Genomic DNA, 18711 nt, shown 5'->3' with positions numbered 1-18711 from the left:
CCACGGCCATATGGCGAGTTTGCACGCGTTTATGCGGGCAGATTGTCGGACGAAGGCTTCGGTCGGCAATGCACCTGGCGATCGCTAAGCCTATTTCGTGAGCTGAGAGACTGGCATGTCGGTAACGGGCACGATCTCCGGGATTTAAGCGAAGTTCATGTTGAGCGGTTTCTGGAGCACCGTTCCAAACACTGGAACATCGATTCGGGCGACCGATCGGCGCTTCGGCGCTTGCTTGCCGCGTTACGGCAAGAAGGTTTGATACCAACCGCCCTTCCTATTGAGCGTACGGAGTACGAGCAGATTGTTGATGTGTTCGCGGCTTACCTCACGAATGAGAGAGGGCTCGCCGCCTCGACGGTGGAAAGCCACAAGCTGCTCTCACGCCGATTTCTGCAGGAGGTCTGTCCGGCTGGCGCAGATGGGTTTGCAGCGCTCACCCCGGAAATCGTCATCGGTTATGTCGAGCGACATGCTCTCGATGGCTCCGCCGACAGCGGTAAGGCGATGTGCGGGGTGGTGCGCGCCTTCCTGCGCTATTTGCATCTGAAGGGCTTCATTTCGGTGGCCTTGGCCGATTGTGTGCCGTCGATCCGTCGCTGGCGGCTTGCTGGCCTACCAACCTTCCTGCCACCACAGAAGGTTCAGGTGGTTCTCGATGCCTGCGATCGGACCACGGCAATGGGGCTTCGCGACTATGCGGTTTTGATGGCGCTGGCCAAGCTGGGCTTGCGCGCCAGCGAGGTTGCCGCGCTCAGTCTTGACGATATCGATTGGCAGTCGGGCAGTGTCCTCGTCCATGGCAAGGGGCGGCGGCAAGCGATGATGCCGCTACGCCACGACGTCGGTGCGGCTATCGTCGCCTACATCCGGCATGGGCGACCGGCTTCACCGTGTCGCCGGTTATTTCTGCGAATGCTTGCTCCGCACGTCGGCTTTGCCTCAGGCTGCGCCATCACGATGATCGCGAAGGAGGCCCTCGAGCGGGCGGGTATTCACGGCTATGCGCACCACGGCGCGCACCTCTTCCGCCACAGCCTTGCGACCGACCTGCTGCGGTCGGGGGCCAGCTTTGCCGAGATCGGCCAGTTGCTTCGTCACCGGAGCATCGACAGCACAAGGATCTATGCCAAGCTCGACATCGAGAAGCTGCGCGAACTGAGCCTGCCCTGGCCGGGAGGTGTCCAATGAGCCGTCTTCGAACAGCGCTCGAGCGCTATGTGGGCATGCGCCAGGGATTGGGATACAAGTATCATGGCCCCGCTCGACGGTTGTCGGATTTCGTCACCTTCATGGAGGCTCGCGGCGCCGAGACCGTCACCACGGCGTTGGCAATGAAGTGGGTGACGTTGATCGGCCGACAACCGAGTTGGTCCATCCGCCTAACCGATGTGCGCTGCTTCGCTCAGCACCTCGCTCATTTCGACCCCATGACGGAAGTGCCACCTCGAGACGCTGTGTCGCCGGCGCGGCGGGCAAAGCCCTACATCTATAACGATGCTGAGATCACGGCGCTTCTGGCGGCGGCACTGTCGCTGCCGCCGGCCAACGCCCTGCGTCGCTGGACATATCATTGTCTGTTCGGATTGATAGCGGTCGCCGGGCTACGCCATTCCGAAGCGCTCGACCTGCGCCGAGACGACGTCGATCTCGACCAAGGTATCCTCACCATTCGGGAGACGAAGTTCGGCAAGTCGCGGCTGGTCCCGCTCCATGCCACGACGGTCGCCGTGCTGTCGGACTATGCCGCGCGACGCGACGCGCATCTCGTCGCGCCTCGTAGCCCCTATTTCTTTGTCGCCGAGCAGGGCGGCAGATTGCTGCACCAATACGTGCACCGGGTGTTCTGGCAGCTGTCGCGACAGATCGGTCTGCGGCAGCGGGGGCAGCGCAATGGTCCGCGGATTCACGATCTTCGTCACCGTTTCGCCGTCCAGGCCCTGACCAACTGGTATCGTGCGGGCGAAGATGTCGAGCGGGAACTGCCGGTCCTCTCGACCTTTCTCGGCCACGCCAATGTTCGCGACACCTACTGGTATCTATCCGCCGCGCCGGAGCTAATGACCCATGCCGCGCGACTGCTGGATGAGCGGTGGGAGGTTCGCTCATGAGTGCCTCGAACGATCTGGCCGTGCTGATCGAGCGGTGGTTCACCGATCGGCTCATGCGACATCGAGGCGTAAGCTCCAACACCATCGCCTCCTATCGCGACACCTTCCGGCTCCTGTTTGCATTCGCGCAGACACGCCTTGGCAGGTCTCCGTCGCAGTTGACACTGCGGGATTTGGACGCGCCTTTCATCGGCGCATTCCTGGAGGACCTCGAGACACTGCGATCCGCCTCAGTGAGGACCCGGAACCTCCGCCTCACGGCCATTCGGTCTTTCTTCAGATATGCGTCGTTCGAGGAGCCGGCCCATAGCGCCCAGATTCAACGCGTGCTCGCGATCCCGAGCAAGCGATGCGACAAGCGACAGCTTCAGTTTCTCACCAGGCCCGAGATTGAAGCGATCCTGGCCTGTCCGGATCGCAGCACATGGCTGGGACGGCGTGATCACACTCTGCTGTTGCTGGCCGCGCAAACGGGGTTGCGGGTCTCGGAGATCATCGATCTCGACCGGGACTCGGTGATGCTGGGGCACGGTGCCCACGTGCGATGCGTTGGCAAGGGCCGCAAGGAGCGAAGTACGCCGCTCACAAAGGTTGCACAGCAAGCCCTTCGGGGCTGGCTCAACGAGCCCAGGAAGCGGGGCGCAACGGCTCTCTTTCCGAACACGCACGGCGGCAAGCTCAGCGCCGACGGCGTGCAGGCGCTGCTGAACAAATATGTCGCCAAGGCTCGCGAACACTGCGTCCCCCTCCGCTCGAAGCGGGTGTCGCCCCATGTTTTGAGGCACAGCGCTGCCATGGAGCTGCTGCAGGCGGGCGTCGATTGTTCGGTCATCGCCCTATGGCTGGGCCATGAGGCGATGGAAACGACGCTGACCTATCTTCACGCACATCTTGAGCTGAAGGAATCCGCACTTGCCAAGCTGAAGCCATACGAACGCGCAAAGGCCGAACGATTTCGACCAAACGACAGGCTTCTTGAGTTCCTGAATGCCCTTTGAGCATCAGAACTATGCCGAGTGTCAACGACCGGTTCTTGGTCGAAATGGCGGGCAAAGCGCTTCATACCGCCATGATCGGAAGAGGCGCTCGGCATAGTTCGGCGGTCGGCATAAACCTGCAAACTGAACGGCGTCGAGCCCCTCGGCTATCTCACCGATGTCCTCACCAGGATCGTCAATGGCCACCCGAACAGCCAGATCGACGACCTGCTGCCCTGGGCCTACCTCCCGGCTCCCGAACTCAGGGCCGTGGCCTGAGAACAGCGCTTACCAATCACCGCCGCAATGACCGTCTCCACCTGAAGGGCCCATGTGGCGTCCCGCTCGGGTTGCGGAGCCGCCCGTCGGCTCCCAATCGAGTGCTTCTATTCGGAGGCCGCAAGCAGGTTCTTCAGATGCCGCCCATGCAGAGATATTTCATTTCGAGGTAGTCTTCGAGCCCGTGGCGGGAACCCTCCCGCCCGATGCCGGACTGCTTCATGCCGCCAAAGGGCGCCGCTTCCGAAGACATACGCCCCGTGTTGATGCCAACCATGCCATATTCCAATGCCTCGGCCACGCGCCAGACACGCTTCAGGTTCGAGGCATAAAAATAAGCGGCGAGGCCGTAGATCGTGTCGTTGGCCTCACGCACAACCTGATCCGCATCGTCGAAGCGAATGATCGGCGCCAGCGCCCGAAAGTTTCCTCTTGCGCAACCGCCATGATGCTGGAAATTTCAGTGAGGACTGTGGGTTCGAAGAAGGTGCCATCCTTGCCGATACGTTCGGCTCCGCATCGAATTGTCCCACCTTTGGCAACGGCATCTGCGATGTGGGACTCGATCTTGGCCAAAGCATGCATGTCGATGAGCGGTCCGACGTCCACTCCGGCCGCGAAGCCGTCGCCAACCGACAAGTGCCGGACTTTCTCCACGAACTTCTCGACGAACTCATCGTGAACGCTCGATTGGACGTAAAGACGGTTCGCTGAAACGCAAGTCTGGCCGGCGTTGCGGAACTTCGCCTGGATCGCGCCGTCGACCGTAGCGTCGATATCGGCGTCATCAAAGACGATGAAAGGGGCATTGCCTCCGAGCTCGAGGCTGACCTTTTTGATCTGGTCCGAGCACTGGCGCATGAGCAGCCGGCCAACCTCAGTCGAGCCTGTAAAGCTGATCTTTCGCACCTTGGGATTGGAGCAGAGTTCGCGTCCAACGCCGTCACCTTCGGACGCATAGATCAGGTTGACGACGCCGTCTGGAAAGCCAGCTTGGTGCGCGAGGGCAAACATTGCACCTGCCACTAGCGGCGTCTGTTCAGCAGGTTTGAGCACGATCGCGCAGCCCGCCGCCAGGGCCGGCGAGATCTTGCGCGCCACCATCGACGCTGGGAAATTCCATGGCGTAATTGTGCCGACGACGCCGATCGGCTGCTTGATCACCATCATGCGACGGTCTGTCGACGGTGCGGGGATCGTCTCGCCATAGATGCGATTGGCTTCTTCGGCGTACCATTGCAGATATGCGGCCGCATGCGAAACCTCCGACTTGGCTTCGGCAAACGGCTTGCCCATCTCTGCAGTGAGTATGGCGGCAAGATCCCCAGCGTGGTCCATGATCAGCTGATGCCATCGCCACAGAACGTCGCTGCGTTCTCGGGCGGTCAGCGCCGCCCGTCCAGGCTGCGCTACATAGGCCCTGTCGATCGCAGCGCGTGTCTCCGCCACCCCCATGTCGGGCAGTGCTGCCAGCACTTCGCCGCTCGACGGGTTGAGGACGTCGAATGTCAGCTTGCTAACCGGCGTGCCGAGTGCCGGCAGGCGATCGATGGCGCCAAACAGGTCCGGGGATTTCAGGTGCCGGATCATCGGCAGGCACAGGGGCAATACCGGATTCCTCTCAAACGCGGCGGATGTGTATGTCGGCAGGGCGTCGGTGTGTACTCCGCACCTGCGGCTTCCTTATAGGGCCTCGGCCAGACGGCTGGTAGACCATTCCACTCAAGTTGAAAGGGAGAATTCCTGAACTCCTCTGGTCGATGGCTTGCGGGTGTCCCTTGCTCGATGCTTGGGGCCGTTACAGTCGGACGTCGCTTCAACATGTCTCTGAGCGACAGCCACGTTCCCGGATACAGAGGAGCGCTGTCTCAATAGCGGCTCTAGAGGAACTCAGGATAAGGTTCTTGGTCGAGTTCGGCCTCAATCGCTGATTTCATAATTACGCCTCTCTTCGAAGTTTACGGACAACACGGAAGGCGGAACGGCGAAGGCGAAGCATTCACACGCACATTGTGAACTGGAAGTCCTGTAACTGACTTTGTCCGTGCTGCAGTAAAGCACGGCGCAAAGTCCAGGCCACTTTGCGCCGCTGTTCGTCGCGACGTCCGCAGCCCAATATCCGCAGCAGCCCGGAGGGCCTAAGCAGCGACGGTCTCTATCTGGTTTCGTTCCAAGCTTGCCGCGCATGCCGGATCAAGCGGAGATGCGATGGATAGGTCTTCTCGGGGGAAATCGTCAACAGACTAGGAAAAAGGACGTCAGAGCCTCTTTCGCGCAGGGAAAGGTTCCGCCCTGGGCAATGCCGCCGCTTCGCATTTGGCATCCATTTCTTCGCTCGAAGCAGACATGCCGAATGTCGGCAATCCGCCAATTTGTTCGGAAGGCAACCAGTGCCCGCCGAAAGAACGCCTATGCACCGCCCCTCCCAATCGACGCAAGGCACAACCCCGCAGCCAGGATCGCAGCCGTGCCCGCTCCCGCAATCGGCATCGAGGTATGCCCGAAATGCTGAGATCAAAATCGATCGTTCAAGTGGCACATCTTTTGCTCTTAAGCATCTGATGATGAATACGATCCTACACATCAGGTTGTGCATAATGCAGGTTGTTTTTAGCGGTTTGAAATTCGCCGCCACACTGCATGACCGGCAGAATGTTCAATTGTTCGGGGCCGGCTGGAACTGGCGGCTTTTGATCCGTCCTCCTTCGACAGGGCAGCTCACCTCGTTGCCGATATACGAACAAGGATTTGTTCGATCGAGGGAGGGATCAACCAGCTCAAGCTGGCGACCTTCTACAAACTGCCAGATGCTTGATGATCGTCGATAGCGGCGGCGCGACCATCACGATGATCTCATCCAGTCTGTCGCTCAAATGGCCCCGCCCGAGCTACAGCGGCGAGATGCTCTTGCCAAGGGACTTGCCCAGCCGCAGCATCAGCCTGCCGCCTTGGCAGCACTATTGCCCTAGGTTGTCCTAATGCCGGTGCATGGAAGGCAGACGGCAGTGGGCTGCGCGTCAGGCGGCGTGCTATTGCAAATCGTGCTGTTGGCCGTGGTCTGCTCGACCGCGCTGGCTGCGCAATCAAGGTCCGCAGCCGCGTTCGAGCTGTTCGGCCTCAAGCTGTGGGAGCTTTCCAGCGACGAGGACGCCGACATCGTCGACCCGCTGCGCTACACGGTGACGATAGACGCGCCCGACGCTGACGAGGATCTCGCCGAGAAGCTCGAAAACGCCTCGGCGCTGAAAGCCGACGAGGAACACCCGGTATCAGGTTCGCTGGGTCTTTTGGCCAAGGCGCGCAGCGACCGTGAGCAACTTGTCGCCGCGTTTTACGCGGACGCGCTCTACGAGGGTGTCGTCACCATCACTATTCAGGGCAAGCCGCTCGACGATCTGCCGCCCGATGCCGAGTTTTCTGGCCCGCAGCCGATTCCGGTGGTGATCAACATTGCGGCCGGGCCGAAGTTCACGCTTGGCGACATCAGGCTGGAGGGCGATGCGGCGGGGCTGGCAAGTGCCGACTTCGGCCTGATCGCCGGCGGTGACGCCAGTTCGGGCGCCGTGCTCAAAGCCGAGGCGGCGATCGTGCGGGCACTCAAGCAAGAAGGCAGGCCGCTGGCCAAGGTGACGGGTCGCGAGATCGTCGCCGAGCACGCCGGTTCGACGCTCGACGTGACGCTCACCGTCGCGGCCGGGCCGGTCGCCGGCTATGGCGACACCACTGTCGAGGGCACAGAAAAGGTCGACCGCGACTTCACCGAGTATATGACCGGCCTGAAGCGCGGCCGCCAGTATTCGCCCGATGAGATCGACGATGCACGCGACCGGCTGCTCGGGCTCGAGGTCTTCAACAGCGTGACGGTGAAGGAAGCCGACGCGCTCGACGCCGAGGGCAATATCCCGATCGGTGTCGAGGTCAGCGAACGCAAGCCGCGCCATTTGGATCTCGGCGGCAGCTTGTCGAGCACCGATGGCCTGGACCTCAAAGGCAATTGGGAGCATCGCAATCTGTTTGACCCCGCCGAAAAGCTGCGCATCGATGGCAAGATCAGCGGCATCGGCAGCAACGACTTGAGCCAGCTCAATTACAGTGCCGGCGTCATGTTCGAAAAGCCGGGCGTGGTCGGGCCGGCGTCGAAATTCATTGCCAGCGTCAATACCGTGCTGGAGCACCCCGACGCCTACGATCATTTCTCGGTCAAGGGCAGCACCGGCCTATCCTACGAACTCGATAAGAAGCAGACGGTTTCCGCGCAAGTCGCGCTTGATTATTCGAGGATCCACGACGCTTTCGGCAAGCACACCTATCTGATCGCCAGCATTCCGCTGCAATATGTCTACGACAATCGCGACAACAAGCTCAATCCAACCCGGGGCTTCAGGGTGCTGGCCTATGGCGAGCCCAGCTACGACATTTTGAGCGAGGCTGCCTTCGTCAAGCTGAGGGGCGAGGGGTCGGCGTACCAGTCGCTCGATTCGGCCTCTAAATTTGTTTTCGCCGAACGTGTCGCCATCGGCTCGATCATCGGCACCGGGCTTCAGAATGTGCCGGCCAACCGGCGCTTCTACTCCGGCGGCGGCGGCTCGGTGCGCGGCTACAAGTCTCAAGGCGTAGGCCCGAAGGACGACACCGGCAAGCCGACCGGTGGGCTCTCCTTCTTCGAGACCTCGGTCGAAATGCGCATCGCCGTCACCGACAAGATCGGCGTCGTGCCGTTCGTCGATGCCGGTACGGTGTCGACCAGGCAGGTCCCCGATTTTTCGGACATGAAGATCGGCGCGGGTGTCGGCTTGCACTATCTGACGGCGTTCGGGCCGCTGCTGCGCATCGACGCCGCCATACCACTCAACCGCGACCCCGGCGATCGGAAATTCGAGATCCATGTCGGAATCGGGCAGGCGTTCTGATGGCAATATTCAGGCGCATCCTCCGTATCCTTTTCTACACGCTGCTCATCGTCGTGGCAGCGGCGGTGGGGGGGCTCGTCGTGCTGACCAAAACCGAGCGCGGCCGCGAAAACCTTGCCGGCATCATCTCGACCATGGCCTCGACCAGTGATCGCAAGGTCACTGTCGTCGGCATCGACGGTATCTGGTCGGGCGCGCTGAGGATCGATCATGTCGTTCTGGAGGATCGAGAAGGCGCCTGGATGGTAGCGCGCAACCTGGCCGTCGACTGGTCGCCGCTGGCACTCCTGTCGAAGAGCTTCAGCGCCGATCGCATCGGGGCCGAGCGTATCGAATTGGCAAGGCTGCCGGTGGCCAGTACACAGCCGATCCAAAGCGGAGCGACGACGCTGCCGGTTTCCATCGACGTCAGTCAACTCGACCTGCCCGAAATCGCGCTCGGGCAGGCTCTGGCCGGCAGTGGTGTCGCCGAACTTGCAGCCAAGGGGGCGCTCAAGGCGGACGCCTCACCATTGGCGATCGAGACCAACCTCAACATCGTTCGCCATGACGGCAAGCAAGGCATGGTCGACGCCAAAGCCCATTTCGCGCCGGCCGACAACAAGCTCGACCTCGACCTTAAGGCATCCGAGCCGGCCGGCGGCATCATCGCCAACCTGCTCAACCTGCCGGGCGCGCCGCCGGTCAACATTGTCGTTTCCGGCACCGGACCGCTCGCCAACTGGAATGGCATCGGGACCTTCGTTGTCGACGGCCGGATCGTCACCCAGCTTACCGGTCGCCATCAGCTCACCGACAAGGGTCATTATGTCGAGGCCAATGGCGATGGCGAATTCGAGCGCTTCCTGCCCGAAACCCTGAAACCGCTGTTTGCCGGCAAGACCAGCTTCGACCTCGCCGGCACAGCGACCGCGGCCGGCGGCGTCGATGTCGAGCGCGCCAATATCGACAGCGGCGCCATGCACGCTATCGCCGCCGGCATCGTCGATCCGAACGGCGCCAGCGATCTTTCTGTGAAACTCGCGGCGAAAGGGCCGCCGATCGTGCTTGGCCTCGGCAGCGAGGCACAGCCGATAACCGTTGCGATCAAGGATGCCACGGCCCGCGCTTTCGGCGATGGCAAGGCGCCGATGGTGGATATCGGCGCGTCGCTGGTCTCGGTGGTGGCGGGCGGCACGCGGGTCGACGACCTGATCGGGCAAGTCCATTCCGATGGCTTCGATATCCAGAACCGTAGCGGGCCTGTCACCATCAAGCTGACGGCGGCCGGCCTGAACACCGACGTCGCGACTTTGGCGCCGCTGACAACGGGCAGGGTCAGCGCCGGTCTCGCCGGTTCGGTCAGCAAGGATCAGGTCGTCGTCGACGAAGGCACGCTGCGCAGCGACGCGCTCAATGCGTCCGTAACGGCCACAGTGGCGCTTGCCGATCTGTCGATGACGCTCAAGATGAATGCCGACGCGGCTTCGACGGCGCTGCCGCCCCAGATCAGCTCGGTTCTCGGCCAGCGCGTGCAGTTTTCCGCAACCGCGACCCGCGACCCGGACGGGGCGTTCGCCGCCAACGCATTGCAACTCACCTCAGGCACGCTTAGCGCCAGCGGCACCGCCAGTGCGCAAGGCACCGATATCCGGGCCGATATCAAGGGCACGCTGGGCGACGTGTCGGTGCTGTCGCCGCTGGTCGGCGCCAAGGTCGGCGGTACCGTCGGTTTCGCGCTGACCGCAAGCGGGGTGCGCAGCGCACCGGATTTCTCGGTTTCGGCCAACAGCGACAGCCTGACGGCGTCCGGCCATGCGGTGAAGCAGATCAGGCTGAGCGCTAGCGGCAAGGCCGATATCGCCAGTCCCGCCGCCGATGTCTCGCTGACCGGCTCGGTCGACGACCAGCCGCTCGACCTCAAGGCATCGCTGGTAACAACCGATGGCAAGCGCTCCATCAATGGACTTGCCGTCTCGTTAGCCGACAACAGGGTCTCCGGCGACCTCGGGCTCGACGACAACCTGCTGCCGCTCGGCACGTTGACCCTCGATGCCGCCGATATTGCTCCGCTGGCCAGACTTGCCGGCCAAACGGTAGCCGGCGACGTGCGCGGCACCATCCGCTTTGCGAACGACGACGGAGCGCCGACGGTCGCGATCGATGCGACGAGCACCGCAATTTCGCGCGGCGAACTGGCGGCGAAGACAATCGCCGTCAACGCGCTGGTCGCCAATTATCTCAACGCACCGGCAACCTCCGGCAAGATCAAGGCCGACACGATCACCTCCGGAACCACGGTGATCAGCGGCATCGATGTCGACCTGAAGCGCAATGGCGACTGGACAGGCTTTAGCGGCGGCGCCACGGTCGCCGGCATTCCGGCCAGCGCGTCCGGGCGGGTCAGGGTGGCGAACGGCACCACCAGCATCGAACTTGCCTCCGGCGAGGCGACCATCCGCGGCATCAAGGCGGCCATCGCCCAGGCCTCGACCATCAACATCGCCAAGGGAGTGACCAGCCTCGACAAGCTGGTGCTCAACCTCGGCGGCGGCACGGCGACGGTCACGGCCAAGGCTGGGCAGGCGCTCGACCTCAACGCGACGCTGGCCCGCGTCCCGATCTCGCTCGCCAACAGTTTCTCGCCGGGCCTCGATGCCGCCGGCTCGATCTCGGGCACGGTGAAGGTGACGGGCGCGCCGGCCAGTCCGGCCGTCGCCTTCAAGATCGACACTCAAGGTGTTCAGACGTCGCAGACCCGCGGTGCCGGTTTCGGCGGCATGGGAGTTTCGTCCTCCGGCACGTATTCGGGCAACAGACTGGCGTTCGACGCCAACATGAGCGACGGCGCCGGCCTCGGCCTCAAGGGCGGCGGCACGATGACGACATCAGGCACGCCCACCCTTGATCTCGACTTTTCCGGCAAGGTGCCGTTCGCCTTCCTTACTCGGACACTCGCCGCGCAAGGCCTGTCCTTGAGCGGCACGGCCGACGTCAATTTGAAGGTGCGCGGCCCGGCGACGGCGCCGGTGATCACAGGCACGGTCCGCACGTCAGGTGCCCGTTTGATCGATGCACGCTCGGGCCTTGCGATCAACGATATCACCGCCGATGTGGCGATCGGCGGTGGCGTCGCCAGGATCAACCGCCTGACCGGAACGTTGTCGACGCCCGGCAGCCTGTCGGCCAGCGGCACGGTCGGCATCAATCCGGCGCAAGGTTTTCCGGCCGACCTGTCGGTCAAGCTCGTCGACGGCCGCTACACCGACGGCAGGGTGGTCACCGCCAATCTCGGCGGCGACCTGACTATCAGGGGTCCGCTCGCATCGGCGCCGGTGATTTCGGGCACGGTCAACCTGGCCAAGACCGTCATCACCGTTCCCGAAAAACTGCCGGGCTCGCTGGCGGCGCTCGACGTCAAGCACAAGAATGCACCGGCCGCCGTGCGCGCGCAGGACAAGGCGTTGCGCCCGGCGACGGCGAGCGGCAGCAGCGGTGGCAGCGGCCTCAATCTTGATGTCACGGTCAACGCGCCGAGCCAGATATTCATCCAGGGCAGGGGTGTCGATGCCGAGCTCGGCGGCTCGCTACGGCTGACCGGCCCGGCATCGTCGCCGCTAGCGGTCGGCACCTTTACCTTGCAGCGCGGTCGGCTGACGATCTTCGCCAAGCGGCTGACCTTCACCGAAGGCACGGTCGGCTTTTCGGGGTCGCTGGTGCCTTATCTCAATCTCACAGCGACATCGACGACGAGCAGCGCCACCGTCACAATCGTGGTGTCGGGCGAGGCGACCAATCCGAAGTTCAACTTCTCGTCGGTGCCGGCGCTGCCGGAAGACGAGGTTCTGGCGCAACTTATTTTCGGCCGCTCGATGTCGAACCTGTCGCCGCTGCAGATCGCCCAGCTTGCCGAAGCCGCCGCGCAACTGGCCGGTGTCGGCGGCTCGACGTCGCTACTCCAGAACCTGCGCAGCGCGATCGGCGTCGACGATCTCGACGTCATCACGGACGAGGAGGGCGGCACCGCGGTCTCGGCGGGCAAGTATCTCAACGATCGCACCTATGTGACGATCCAGAAGGGCGACAAGCCGGGTTCGGGCAAGGCGGCAATCGATCTCGACGTCGGGCGCGGCGTCAAGCTGCGTGGCGAGACAACCGACGCCGGCGAAGCCAAGGGCGGCGTTTTCTACGAGCGGGAATATTGAAACCGGCCGTTCGCGCAGAACAGTTGGTTGTCCGAAGAACGAGCGGCGCAGCGGCGAATGTCCCAGTGTAATCGCCCGCAGGGATTTCGGACGAAATCCCTGGCGCAGTAGCAAATTTGCGCCAAGACTGTCGTTATCGCGCGAACCGCCCTGCTTTCAAACATTGGCGCGAGCACGTCTTTTGCCGTGGCGACCGATCCACCATTTCCCGGGAACTCGAAGGAAGGGTTTCCTGGGCGCAAGTGGTAAGTGCGTTCACGCTCAGCGTACGATATCCGACAATTTGAGTCAGCTTTTGAAGGCTAACGACACAGCCTTGTGTAGCCGGCGTCTTGGACGTTTAGCTAAGCCGCTGAAAGCAAATATACAATCCCTTCGTTGGCCCCGTCATCTTGATTGGCATGAATTTCGCTATGTGCCGTTGAGAGGGGCGGGAACTGCTTGCCAGGGAAGAGCGAAGAGATGGCTCGGCAAAATTGAAGGACGGGAGATCACGGATTTGTTGCGAATGAACACGTTGTCTGCTGGCGGCCATGCGTCTGCGGCTAGGGCCTGCGAAGGGTTTGAAGATGTGGCAGGGACTGCAGTACGCCTGTCGATCGCACATGATCTGCTGGCGGCTCCAACAATGGGCGTTGCAGATACGCATACGGTTGGCTGCGGGTTTAGTGCTGTTGGTGTCGGCACTCTTCGTCAGCGCGATGACTGCGAACGGACAGGAGACCAGCCTTGTCGGCATTTATCAGGGTTCGGAGCTAACCGACGCCGCCAACCAACTGGGACAAGGCGGATACGCGCTGTCGGATGGCACCCAAGTGTCTTTCGACAAGTGGTACCATAGCAGCTGGATCGACATGCGATTTGAAATGTTGACGCAGCTGTCGGACGATTTCGGTCTCCTCTGGGGCGCGAGCACCGGCCAGCGTGCCGAAAAGGTGCGAATCCAGCCGGGTGTGAAACTCGGCTTTATTCTGCAAAAGCGACCGACACCGTCCACGACACTTACCCTCACCGTCAGTTCAATTTTGGGCGGGGACCTGACGGAACGACCTTGCACGGCTGACTATGGCGCCGTCGGCGGGTTCCAGGCGGTGAATTGCCGTCTGGCCGCGTCGCAACTCCCGCCTGCGGACACTTTGAAGTACATGGCAAACATGAATCCAAGCCGATTGAATCTCGATCTCCGGTTCAGGGCTAAATTCTAGCGATGGTGAAAGGCATAGGCGGTACATTTAGTTGATGAAGAACAATCCAAACAGGAAGTTTATTATGAACAAACCACAATTGTTTCCGGTAGTTTTCGTTGCCGGTCTTCTAGCGTGCCTGTTGGCGGCCCCCGGTTTCGCTGGTGATCTCGGTACCGAGGTAAGCGGCAAAGGAAGGACCGGTACTCCAGCCGCGGAAACCAGTAGCTCGGGCTGCCCACAAAATGCCGACGGCACCTTTTGCTGGATGAATCCCGATATTGGTGAAGCATGGGCATCGGGCTATACTGGTTCTGGGGTATCGGTGACCGTTGTAGACAGGTTCACAGGTGACGAGCAACAGATTGGGGACTCGGCCATGGCCCCCGATGGCGGCTACATGGGCAGTGGGTCGCTCAAATGGCCGGCATGGTGGCGCCTGGCGCAAATATAATCGAGCTTGACAATTCGGAAGCAGATTCGCTCTTGCTGGAGGACGGGCCCAACGTCATTAATCTGAGCTATGCCATTGAGGAACCACTGAGCGGCTACCCGCTCGAGGAGCCGTACCTGCTCGAGGAGTCGATTGTCGATGCGGCTCGGGCGGGTGCTGCGGTCTTCACAAAGGCAGCCGGCAACGACTCCGGGCAGTAGGTACCCCGGACGTCGAAGGGCGAATTGATTTCCTAGCTACCGACCTGATTGGGATGCAATCGACGATCTTTGTGGGTGCGCTCGAGCACAATGGCACTCCCGAAAACAAGGCAGGGCTGGCCGCATATTCGAATTATGCCGGCTCAAACCCGGAGGTGCAGAACCAGTTCCTGACTGTGGGTGTCGAGAGTGACAGGACTGGCTTATACGGAACGTCTCTCGCGGCACCTGTGATTGCAGGCTATGCCGCTATCCTTGGCAGCAAGTTCACGTCCGCAACACCGACACAGCTTGGCAATCAGCTGCTGGATACAGCCAGGACCGACACAATCGTCAACTATAATGCGGCAACTTACGGTCGCGGGGAAGCCAGCCTTTCGAGGGCACTGGCACCCGTTTCGATCAGGTAGAGCACTCCGATTTGAGCAGCTAAACTTTCTGTGAGGCGTTGAGAGCCACAAATCGCCCCGCAGAATTCGCCTGGGCGCTGCGCTGGCGCGCCTGGAATTGCGCTTCCCCGCGCTGTTCGTGCGGCTGGAGGATCTGGCGCTGACCATCGCCGCGGAGGAGGTCATCTACATGCCGTCTTACGTCATTCGCTGCCCGCAGCGCCTGTCGCGCCGTGTGGCAGCGACCTGGTGGGCGACCTCCTGCCATATTGGCCCTCTATTCGAACCTCCCTCAGATTGCCGGGCGGACCTATCTCGACTGGCTTGCGCGTGCGGAAGGAACGACCCGAGGCTCGGCATTGGTATGTCTTCCTGTTTTTCTAAGGCCTTGAGCGTCGCCTGTTCGTGGATGCCGCCACAGACGAGACGCCTGCATTGATCGCGGAGGTCAGGCGCCTACTTTCCTCCACAGCGAAAATCATTCGTTCAAGAACTACGCGTCGAAATTCCTTGACGTGGCGGAACTCCTCAAAGACCCGAAAACCTCTCGCCCGGCACTCTCGCCCGATCTAAGGAACGGATACGAAATGCCGTTGTCCGTCAGGCTCCATCTAGGACGCAAACTCAGCTCCGCAGCTTCTTTCGACGGCACTGACGCACTAAGGGTGTTGTCGCTTCCGGACACTTACCCCGATCAAATAGTATGCGATGTATCGGTACAATCGCCCAACGCCGACTTGGTAGCAGCGGCTGAAGTGTGAAACAGACGAAACACGGGAGAGGGGGCGCACATGCGTGGGCCGCGAAGCGCTTGAGAAGACAGATACTTCACTGAATAATCTGGCGAACAGCGCGGCGAGCGTCGCATTGGTCAGCGGGGCCATAGTGAAAAAAGGCGAATGCTGTCGTCTTTTTTTGATGTGTGTTCGGAGGCAATTCAGTCTTTGTGAAATTACTGCATTGTGCCGAAGACCAGTCACTAATATGTTCAGAATTGCTCTTCAGGGGAGGGGATGATGGCGGAGTTAAAGTACGGCGGATCTGCGCTTGGGCGAATACACGCCAAGAGCAACGGTCGGAAGGTCGAGGCATACTGGCTGGGTTTTCTTGAGGGTGTCCTGGCCAGCGAATCTATTGAGAGCCTGGAGGTCGCCTCGATCCGAGCCGAGGCCGAGCAGTTCCTCCAGCTTTTTGGCGACACCGACGCCGCTGATCTCATCCAGGACCTCGACACCGCATATGGGGACTACCACAGGGAGATTTTCGAGATCATCTCCGGAATCGTTGACTATCGCTTGAGGCCGTTCTCCGAAAGCAGCTCAAATGACTGCTGCAACAGGTTCTTCGGCTTTTGTGCCGGGATCGCCTGCGACAATCGCCTGAAGATCAAGGAAGTCGAAAAGCTGATTGACCGCATCGACCGGAATCCTCAGCTGCTCGAGGACGCCAGGATTGCGGCTTTGAAGGGCGTAGCTGTTAGGGCGATATCGGACGGGCATCTATCGATGGAGGAAGAAGAAGACATCGCCGAATGGATAGTTCGATTGGTCGGCGATAGCTGCACAGACACAGGATTGCCAACGTACCGGAACACGCCATCGATAGACGGCGTCCTAAGAGATGCGAGCATGTTGGTGTTCGAGAACTCGGGATTTGTGGTGACGGGTGCCTTCAGTCTGGGGCCTCGAAAAATTATCGAAGGATGGATCGTGGAGCGGGGAGGGCTTGTCTCCAAGAGCATTTCCCGCAGCACCGACTACCTGATCGTAGCCGCCATCGCCTCGCGCGATTGGCTCCACAGTCATCAGGGAACTAAGATTATCGAAGCCCGGAAGCTTCGCGAGAGTGGCGGCCGCATACATTTCGTGGAAGAGCTTACTTTCCGCAAGGCGCTGGGCTTTTAGAACGGATGCAGTTCTGGACAAAGTTTGGAGCGGCCTTAACTTGCCACGGACATTCGCCCCAATGTCCTTGAAAGAGCCAAGACGAAAGTCGACAGCCAGTCAGCCTCGGCGAAGGCTGCTTTTGACTCCTAGCTTAAGGTCCTCAACGGTCACAATCCTGCTGCTCGTTTCCTCTATCGGAACCAGTAGGTTGCACTAGAAGCGGTCATTCTTGAGCAGATTTTCTACCGTCGCCTTGTGGCCGGTCACCATTACGACTTGCTCGATTGTGAAGTCCGCCTCGGCCGCATGGCCGGAGCGATCGCAAAGCGAATTATCGACGGGATGATCTGATAGTTGTGCCCTTGAAGTAGCGCACGAGGGCCTCGATTCCTCGTCTGTAGGTCGCCAATCACATTCGTTGCCTCTACTGACCAGACCGAGGCCGGAAGAGGGCAACGCGACCAAGTTCCACCGGCTCACGTCGTTCGGTGGCCTCGCCATCGGCCAGGTAAGGGAATTGAGAAGCAGCAGAGATGTGCAGACCTTTTTGTGCAAACTAACGAAACATCATCATACGTCCTAATGCATCTTCAGGTGCAACCTCCTTCTCCCCTTTGACGTGGGGTCAACTCACACGTTCCGCACTGCATGGAGTCGAACGCCTACCTAGATGTTACAAATAGACATGCATGAAAGGGCACAACGTACTTATGTGCTGTTTCTATGAGCCCCAGAGATTATTCGCCGTCATCGGACAGCGCCGAGGCGCAGGCCAACGCCCATAATGGTGGGCTCGGCCGAAAGCAGCTTCTTCGCCGCCGCCCTGACCTGGTCGAGCGTCACCTGCTCGATGAGGGCCGGGCGGCGCTGGATGTAGTCTATGCCGAGCTTCTCGAGCTGTAACTCGACAAGCGTGGCGGAAACCGACCTGGAGGAACCCAGATGGTCGATAGCATAGGAGCCGCTCAGATACTTCTTACTCGCTTCGAGCTCGGCCGCTGTTGGCCCTGTGTCCGCCAACTCCTTGATTACTTGTCTTATCAGGTCAAGCGACTCGGTCGCCCTGTCCGCGCGCGTCGACGTGGTCACGACTAGTGTGTTGGAATGCTGGTACCTTTCCAACTTAGAGGAGACACCGTAGGCAAGGCCGCGCTTTTCGCGGACTTCCTGGAATAGACGTGAGGTCATGGGCGAGCCTCCGAGTATATTGTTTATCAGCTGCGCGGCAAAGAATTCCGGATCGCTGCGTCCGATGCCGGGATAAGCCAGCTGGAGCGAAGTCTGGGGCAGGTTGTATGCGACCAAGATCCACTGGCCGAGCTTCGGGGTGACATCAGGTACGGGCGCGAGCGCCTGCTTCTGAGGCAAATCACCGAACAACTGGTCTAGCCTTGCACTCAGTTCCTTGGCATCAATGTCGCCGACGACCGCCACGTGTAGCCCGTCGCGGGCGAAAGCGGACTTGTGGAAGGCGCTTAGATCGGCGGCCGTTATGCGGGCGAGGCTTTGCTTGGTACCCTCGTCTGGCCTGGAATACGGATGCGTGCCGTAGAGTCTGCGCCGCCAGGCAAGCTCAGCGATTGCGTGAGGTTCCCGCTCGTTGGCGATGATTCCGGAGAGAAGCTGGGCGCGGACGCGCTCGACCGGCTCCTGATCGAAGCGGGGCCTGTTCAACGCGAGCCTGATGAGATCGAAAGCGGCGTCCTGGTGCTCGGAAAGCATGCGCACCGAGCCATGGGTGCCGTCACGTCGCGCGTCGAAGCTCATCTCGGCGCCGGCATCGTCGAGCTGCACCTGAAAGGCGTCGCTGTCGTAATGGCCGGCGCCCTCGTCGAGCAAGCCGGTCATCAAATTGACAAGCCCCTCCTTGCCGGCCGGGTCCTGGGTGGTGCCGCCGTCGAAGACCAAATCCATGGTGACGATCGGCCGCGTATGGTCTTCAACCAACCAGGCGGTGATCCCCTTTTCAGATTTCACCTCCTGGATGTTCATCGCAGCACGGGCGGTGAGAGCCGGCCAAATCAGGAAGAAAATGGACACGAGAAGGATGGCTAGCCAGGTGGTGAGGCGCGCGGCCCTCCCTCCTTCAGCCGGAGAGGCCAATGCTTGTGCAATGTTGCGGATTTGGTTTGCCATC

11 protein-coding genes and 2 pseudogenes are annotated in these 18711 nt (G+C 60.9%); 11 read left to right on the top strand and 2 right to left on the bottom strand.

Translation table 11 applies throughout. The annotated features are described in order from the left end of the window. Positions 1–42 precede the first annotated feature (42 nt). From RPG13_RS31235 to RPG13_RS31220, 4 genes and pseudogenes are all read left to right on the top strand, one after another. Positions 43–1191 (top strand): site-specific integrase, encoded by a 1149-nt coding sequence (locus RPG13_RS31235; protein WP_337126794.1) that lies wholly within the window; start codon positions 43–45, stop codon positions 1189–1191. Next, positions 1188–2111 carry a tyrosine-type recombinase/integrase gene (locus RPG13_RS31230; RefSeq protein ID WP_337126793.1) on the top strand — a complete coding sequence of 308 codons (924 nt, stop codon included), beginning with the start codon at positions 1188–1190 and terminating at the stop codon, positions 2109–2111. The genes RPG13_RS31235 and RPG13_RS31230 overlap by 4 nt, the downstream gene beginning before the upstream one ends. Continuing rightward, positions 2108–3109 carry a tyrosine-type recombinase/integrase gene (locus RPG13_RS31225; RefSeq protein ID WP_287064791.1) on the top strand — a complete coding sequence of 334 codons (1002 nt, stop codon included), beginning with the start codon at positions 2108–2110 and terminating at the stop codon, positions 3107–3109. The genes RPG13_RS31230 and RPG13_RS31225 overlap by 4 nt, the downstream gene beginning before the upstream one ends. A gap of 114 nt (positions 3110–3223) precedes the next feature. Further along, a pseudogene (locus RPG13_RS31220) lies at positions 3224–3367 on the top strand (transposase domain-containing protein); the annotation flags it as partial. Between the two features lie 133 nt (positions 3368–3500). Here RPG13_RS31220 and RPG13_RS31215 read toward each other — a convergent pair. Beyond that, a pseudogene (locus RPG13_RS31215) lies at positions 3501–4957 on the bottom strand (NAD-dependent succinate-semialdehyde dehydrogenase). Between the two features lie 1388 nt (positions 4958–6345). Between RPG13_RS31215 and RPG13_RS31210 the strand changes: the two are divergent. The 7 genes from RPG13_RS31210 to RPG13_RS31180 all read left to right on the top strand — a co-directional run bounded on the left by RPG13_RS31210 (position 6346) and on the right by RPG13_RS31180 (position 16592). After that, positions 6346–8277: an autotransporter assembly complex protein TamA gene (locus tag RPG13_RS31210; RefSeq protein ID WP_337126792.1), complete on the top strand. Its 1932-nt coding sequence runs from the start codon at positions 6346–6348 to the stop codon at positions 8275–8277. After that, entirely contained in the window at positions 8277–12461 is a 4185-nt protein-coding gene (locus RPG13_RS31205) for a translocation/assembly module TamB domain-containing protein (RefSeq protein WP_337126791.1), read from the top strand. The genes RPG13_RS31210 and RPG13_RS31205 overlap by 1 nt, the downstream gene beginning before the upstream one ends. Positions 12462–13030: 569 nt before the next feature. Next, complete coding sequence (locus RPG13_RS31200) at positions 13031–13666, top strand: hypothetical protein (protein WP_442921371.1); 636 nt, start codon at positions 13031–13033, stop codon at positions 13664–13666. A 31-nt stretch (positions 13667–13697) separates the two neighbouring features. After that, positions 13698–14099, top strand: coding sequence for a hypothetical protein (locus RPG13_RS31195; protein ID WP_337126790.1), 402 nt, complete (start codon positions 13698–13700; stop codon positions 14097–14099). 32 nt (positions 14100–14131) lie between these two features. After that, positions 14132–14299, top strand: a complete 168-nt coding sequence (locus tag RPG13_RS31190) for a hypothetical protein (RefSeq protein WP_337126789.1) — start codon at positions 14132–14134, stop codon at positions 14297–14299. A gap of 53 nt (positions 14300–14352) precedes the next feature. Further along, positions 14353–14709 (top strand): S8/S53 family peptidase, encoded by a 357-nt coding sequence (locus tag RPG13_RS31185; protein WP_337126788.1) that lies wholly within the window; start codon positions 14353–14355, stop codon positions 14707–14709. A gap of 995 nt (positions 14710–15704) precedes the next feature. Further along, positions 15705–16592 carry a BRCT domain-containing protein gene (locus RPG13_RS31180; RefSeq protein WP_337126787.1) on the top strand — a complete coding sequence of 296 codons (888 nt, stop codon included), beginning with the start codon at positions 15705–15707 and terminating at the stop codon, positions 16590–16592. A gap of 729 nt (positions 16593–17321) precedes the next feature. Here RPG13_RS31180 and RPG13_RS31175 read toward each other — a convergent pair. Continuing rightward, complete coding sequence (locus RPG13_RS31175) at positions 17322–18710, bottom strand: M16 family metallopeptidase (RefSeq protein WP_337126786.1); 1389 nt, start codon at positions 18708–18710, stop codon at positions 17322–17324. Position 18711: the final 1 nt, after the last annotated feature.

Source organism: Mesorhizobium sp. ISC15 (genome assembly GCF_037162615.1).
Classification (GTDB): domain Bacteria; phylum Pseudomonadota; class Alphaproteobacteria; order Rhizobiales; family Rhizobiaceae; genus Mesorhizobium; species Mesorhizobium mediterraneum.
The sequence above is the reverse complement of the archived record's forward strand: the minus strand, read 5'-3'. Positions and strand labels throughout refer to the sequence as shown.

Coding starts and splice junctions, on each gene's coding strand:
- RPG13_RS31230 (WP_337126793.1), top strand. CDS start 1,188: ATGAGCCGTCTTCGAACAGCGCTCGAGCGCTATGTGGGCATGCGCCAG.
- RPG13_RS31225 (WP_287064791.1), top strand. CDS start 2,108: ATGAGTGCCTCGAACGATCTGGCCGTGCTGATCGAGCGGTGGTTCACC.
- RPG13_RS31210 (WP_337126792.1), top strand. CDS start 6,346: ATGCCGGTGCATGGAAGGCAGACGGCAGTGGGCTGCGCGTCAGGCGGC.
- RPG13_RS31205 (WP_337126791.1), top strand. CDS start 8,277: ATGGCAATATTCAGGCGCATCCTCCGTATCCTTTTCTACACGCTGCTC.
- RPG13_RS31200 (WP_442921371.1), top strand. CDS start 13,031: ATGTGGCAGGGACTGCAGTACGCCTGTCGATCGCACATGATCTGCTGG.
- RPG13_RS31185 (WP_337126788.1), top strand. CDS start 14,353: ATGCAATCGACGATCTTTGTGGGTGCGCTCGAGCACAATGGCACTCCC.
- RPG13_RS31180 (WP_337126787.1), top strand. CDS start 15,705: ATGGCGGAGTTAAAGTACGGCGGATCTGCGCTTGGGCGAATACACGCC.
- RPG13_RS31175 (WP_337126786.1), bottom strand. CDS start 18,710: ATGGCAAACCAAATCCGCAACATTGCACAAGCATTGGCCTCTCCGGCT.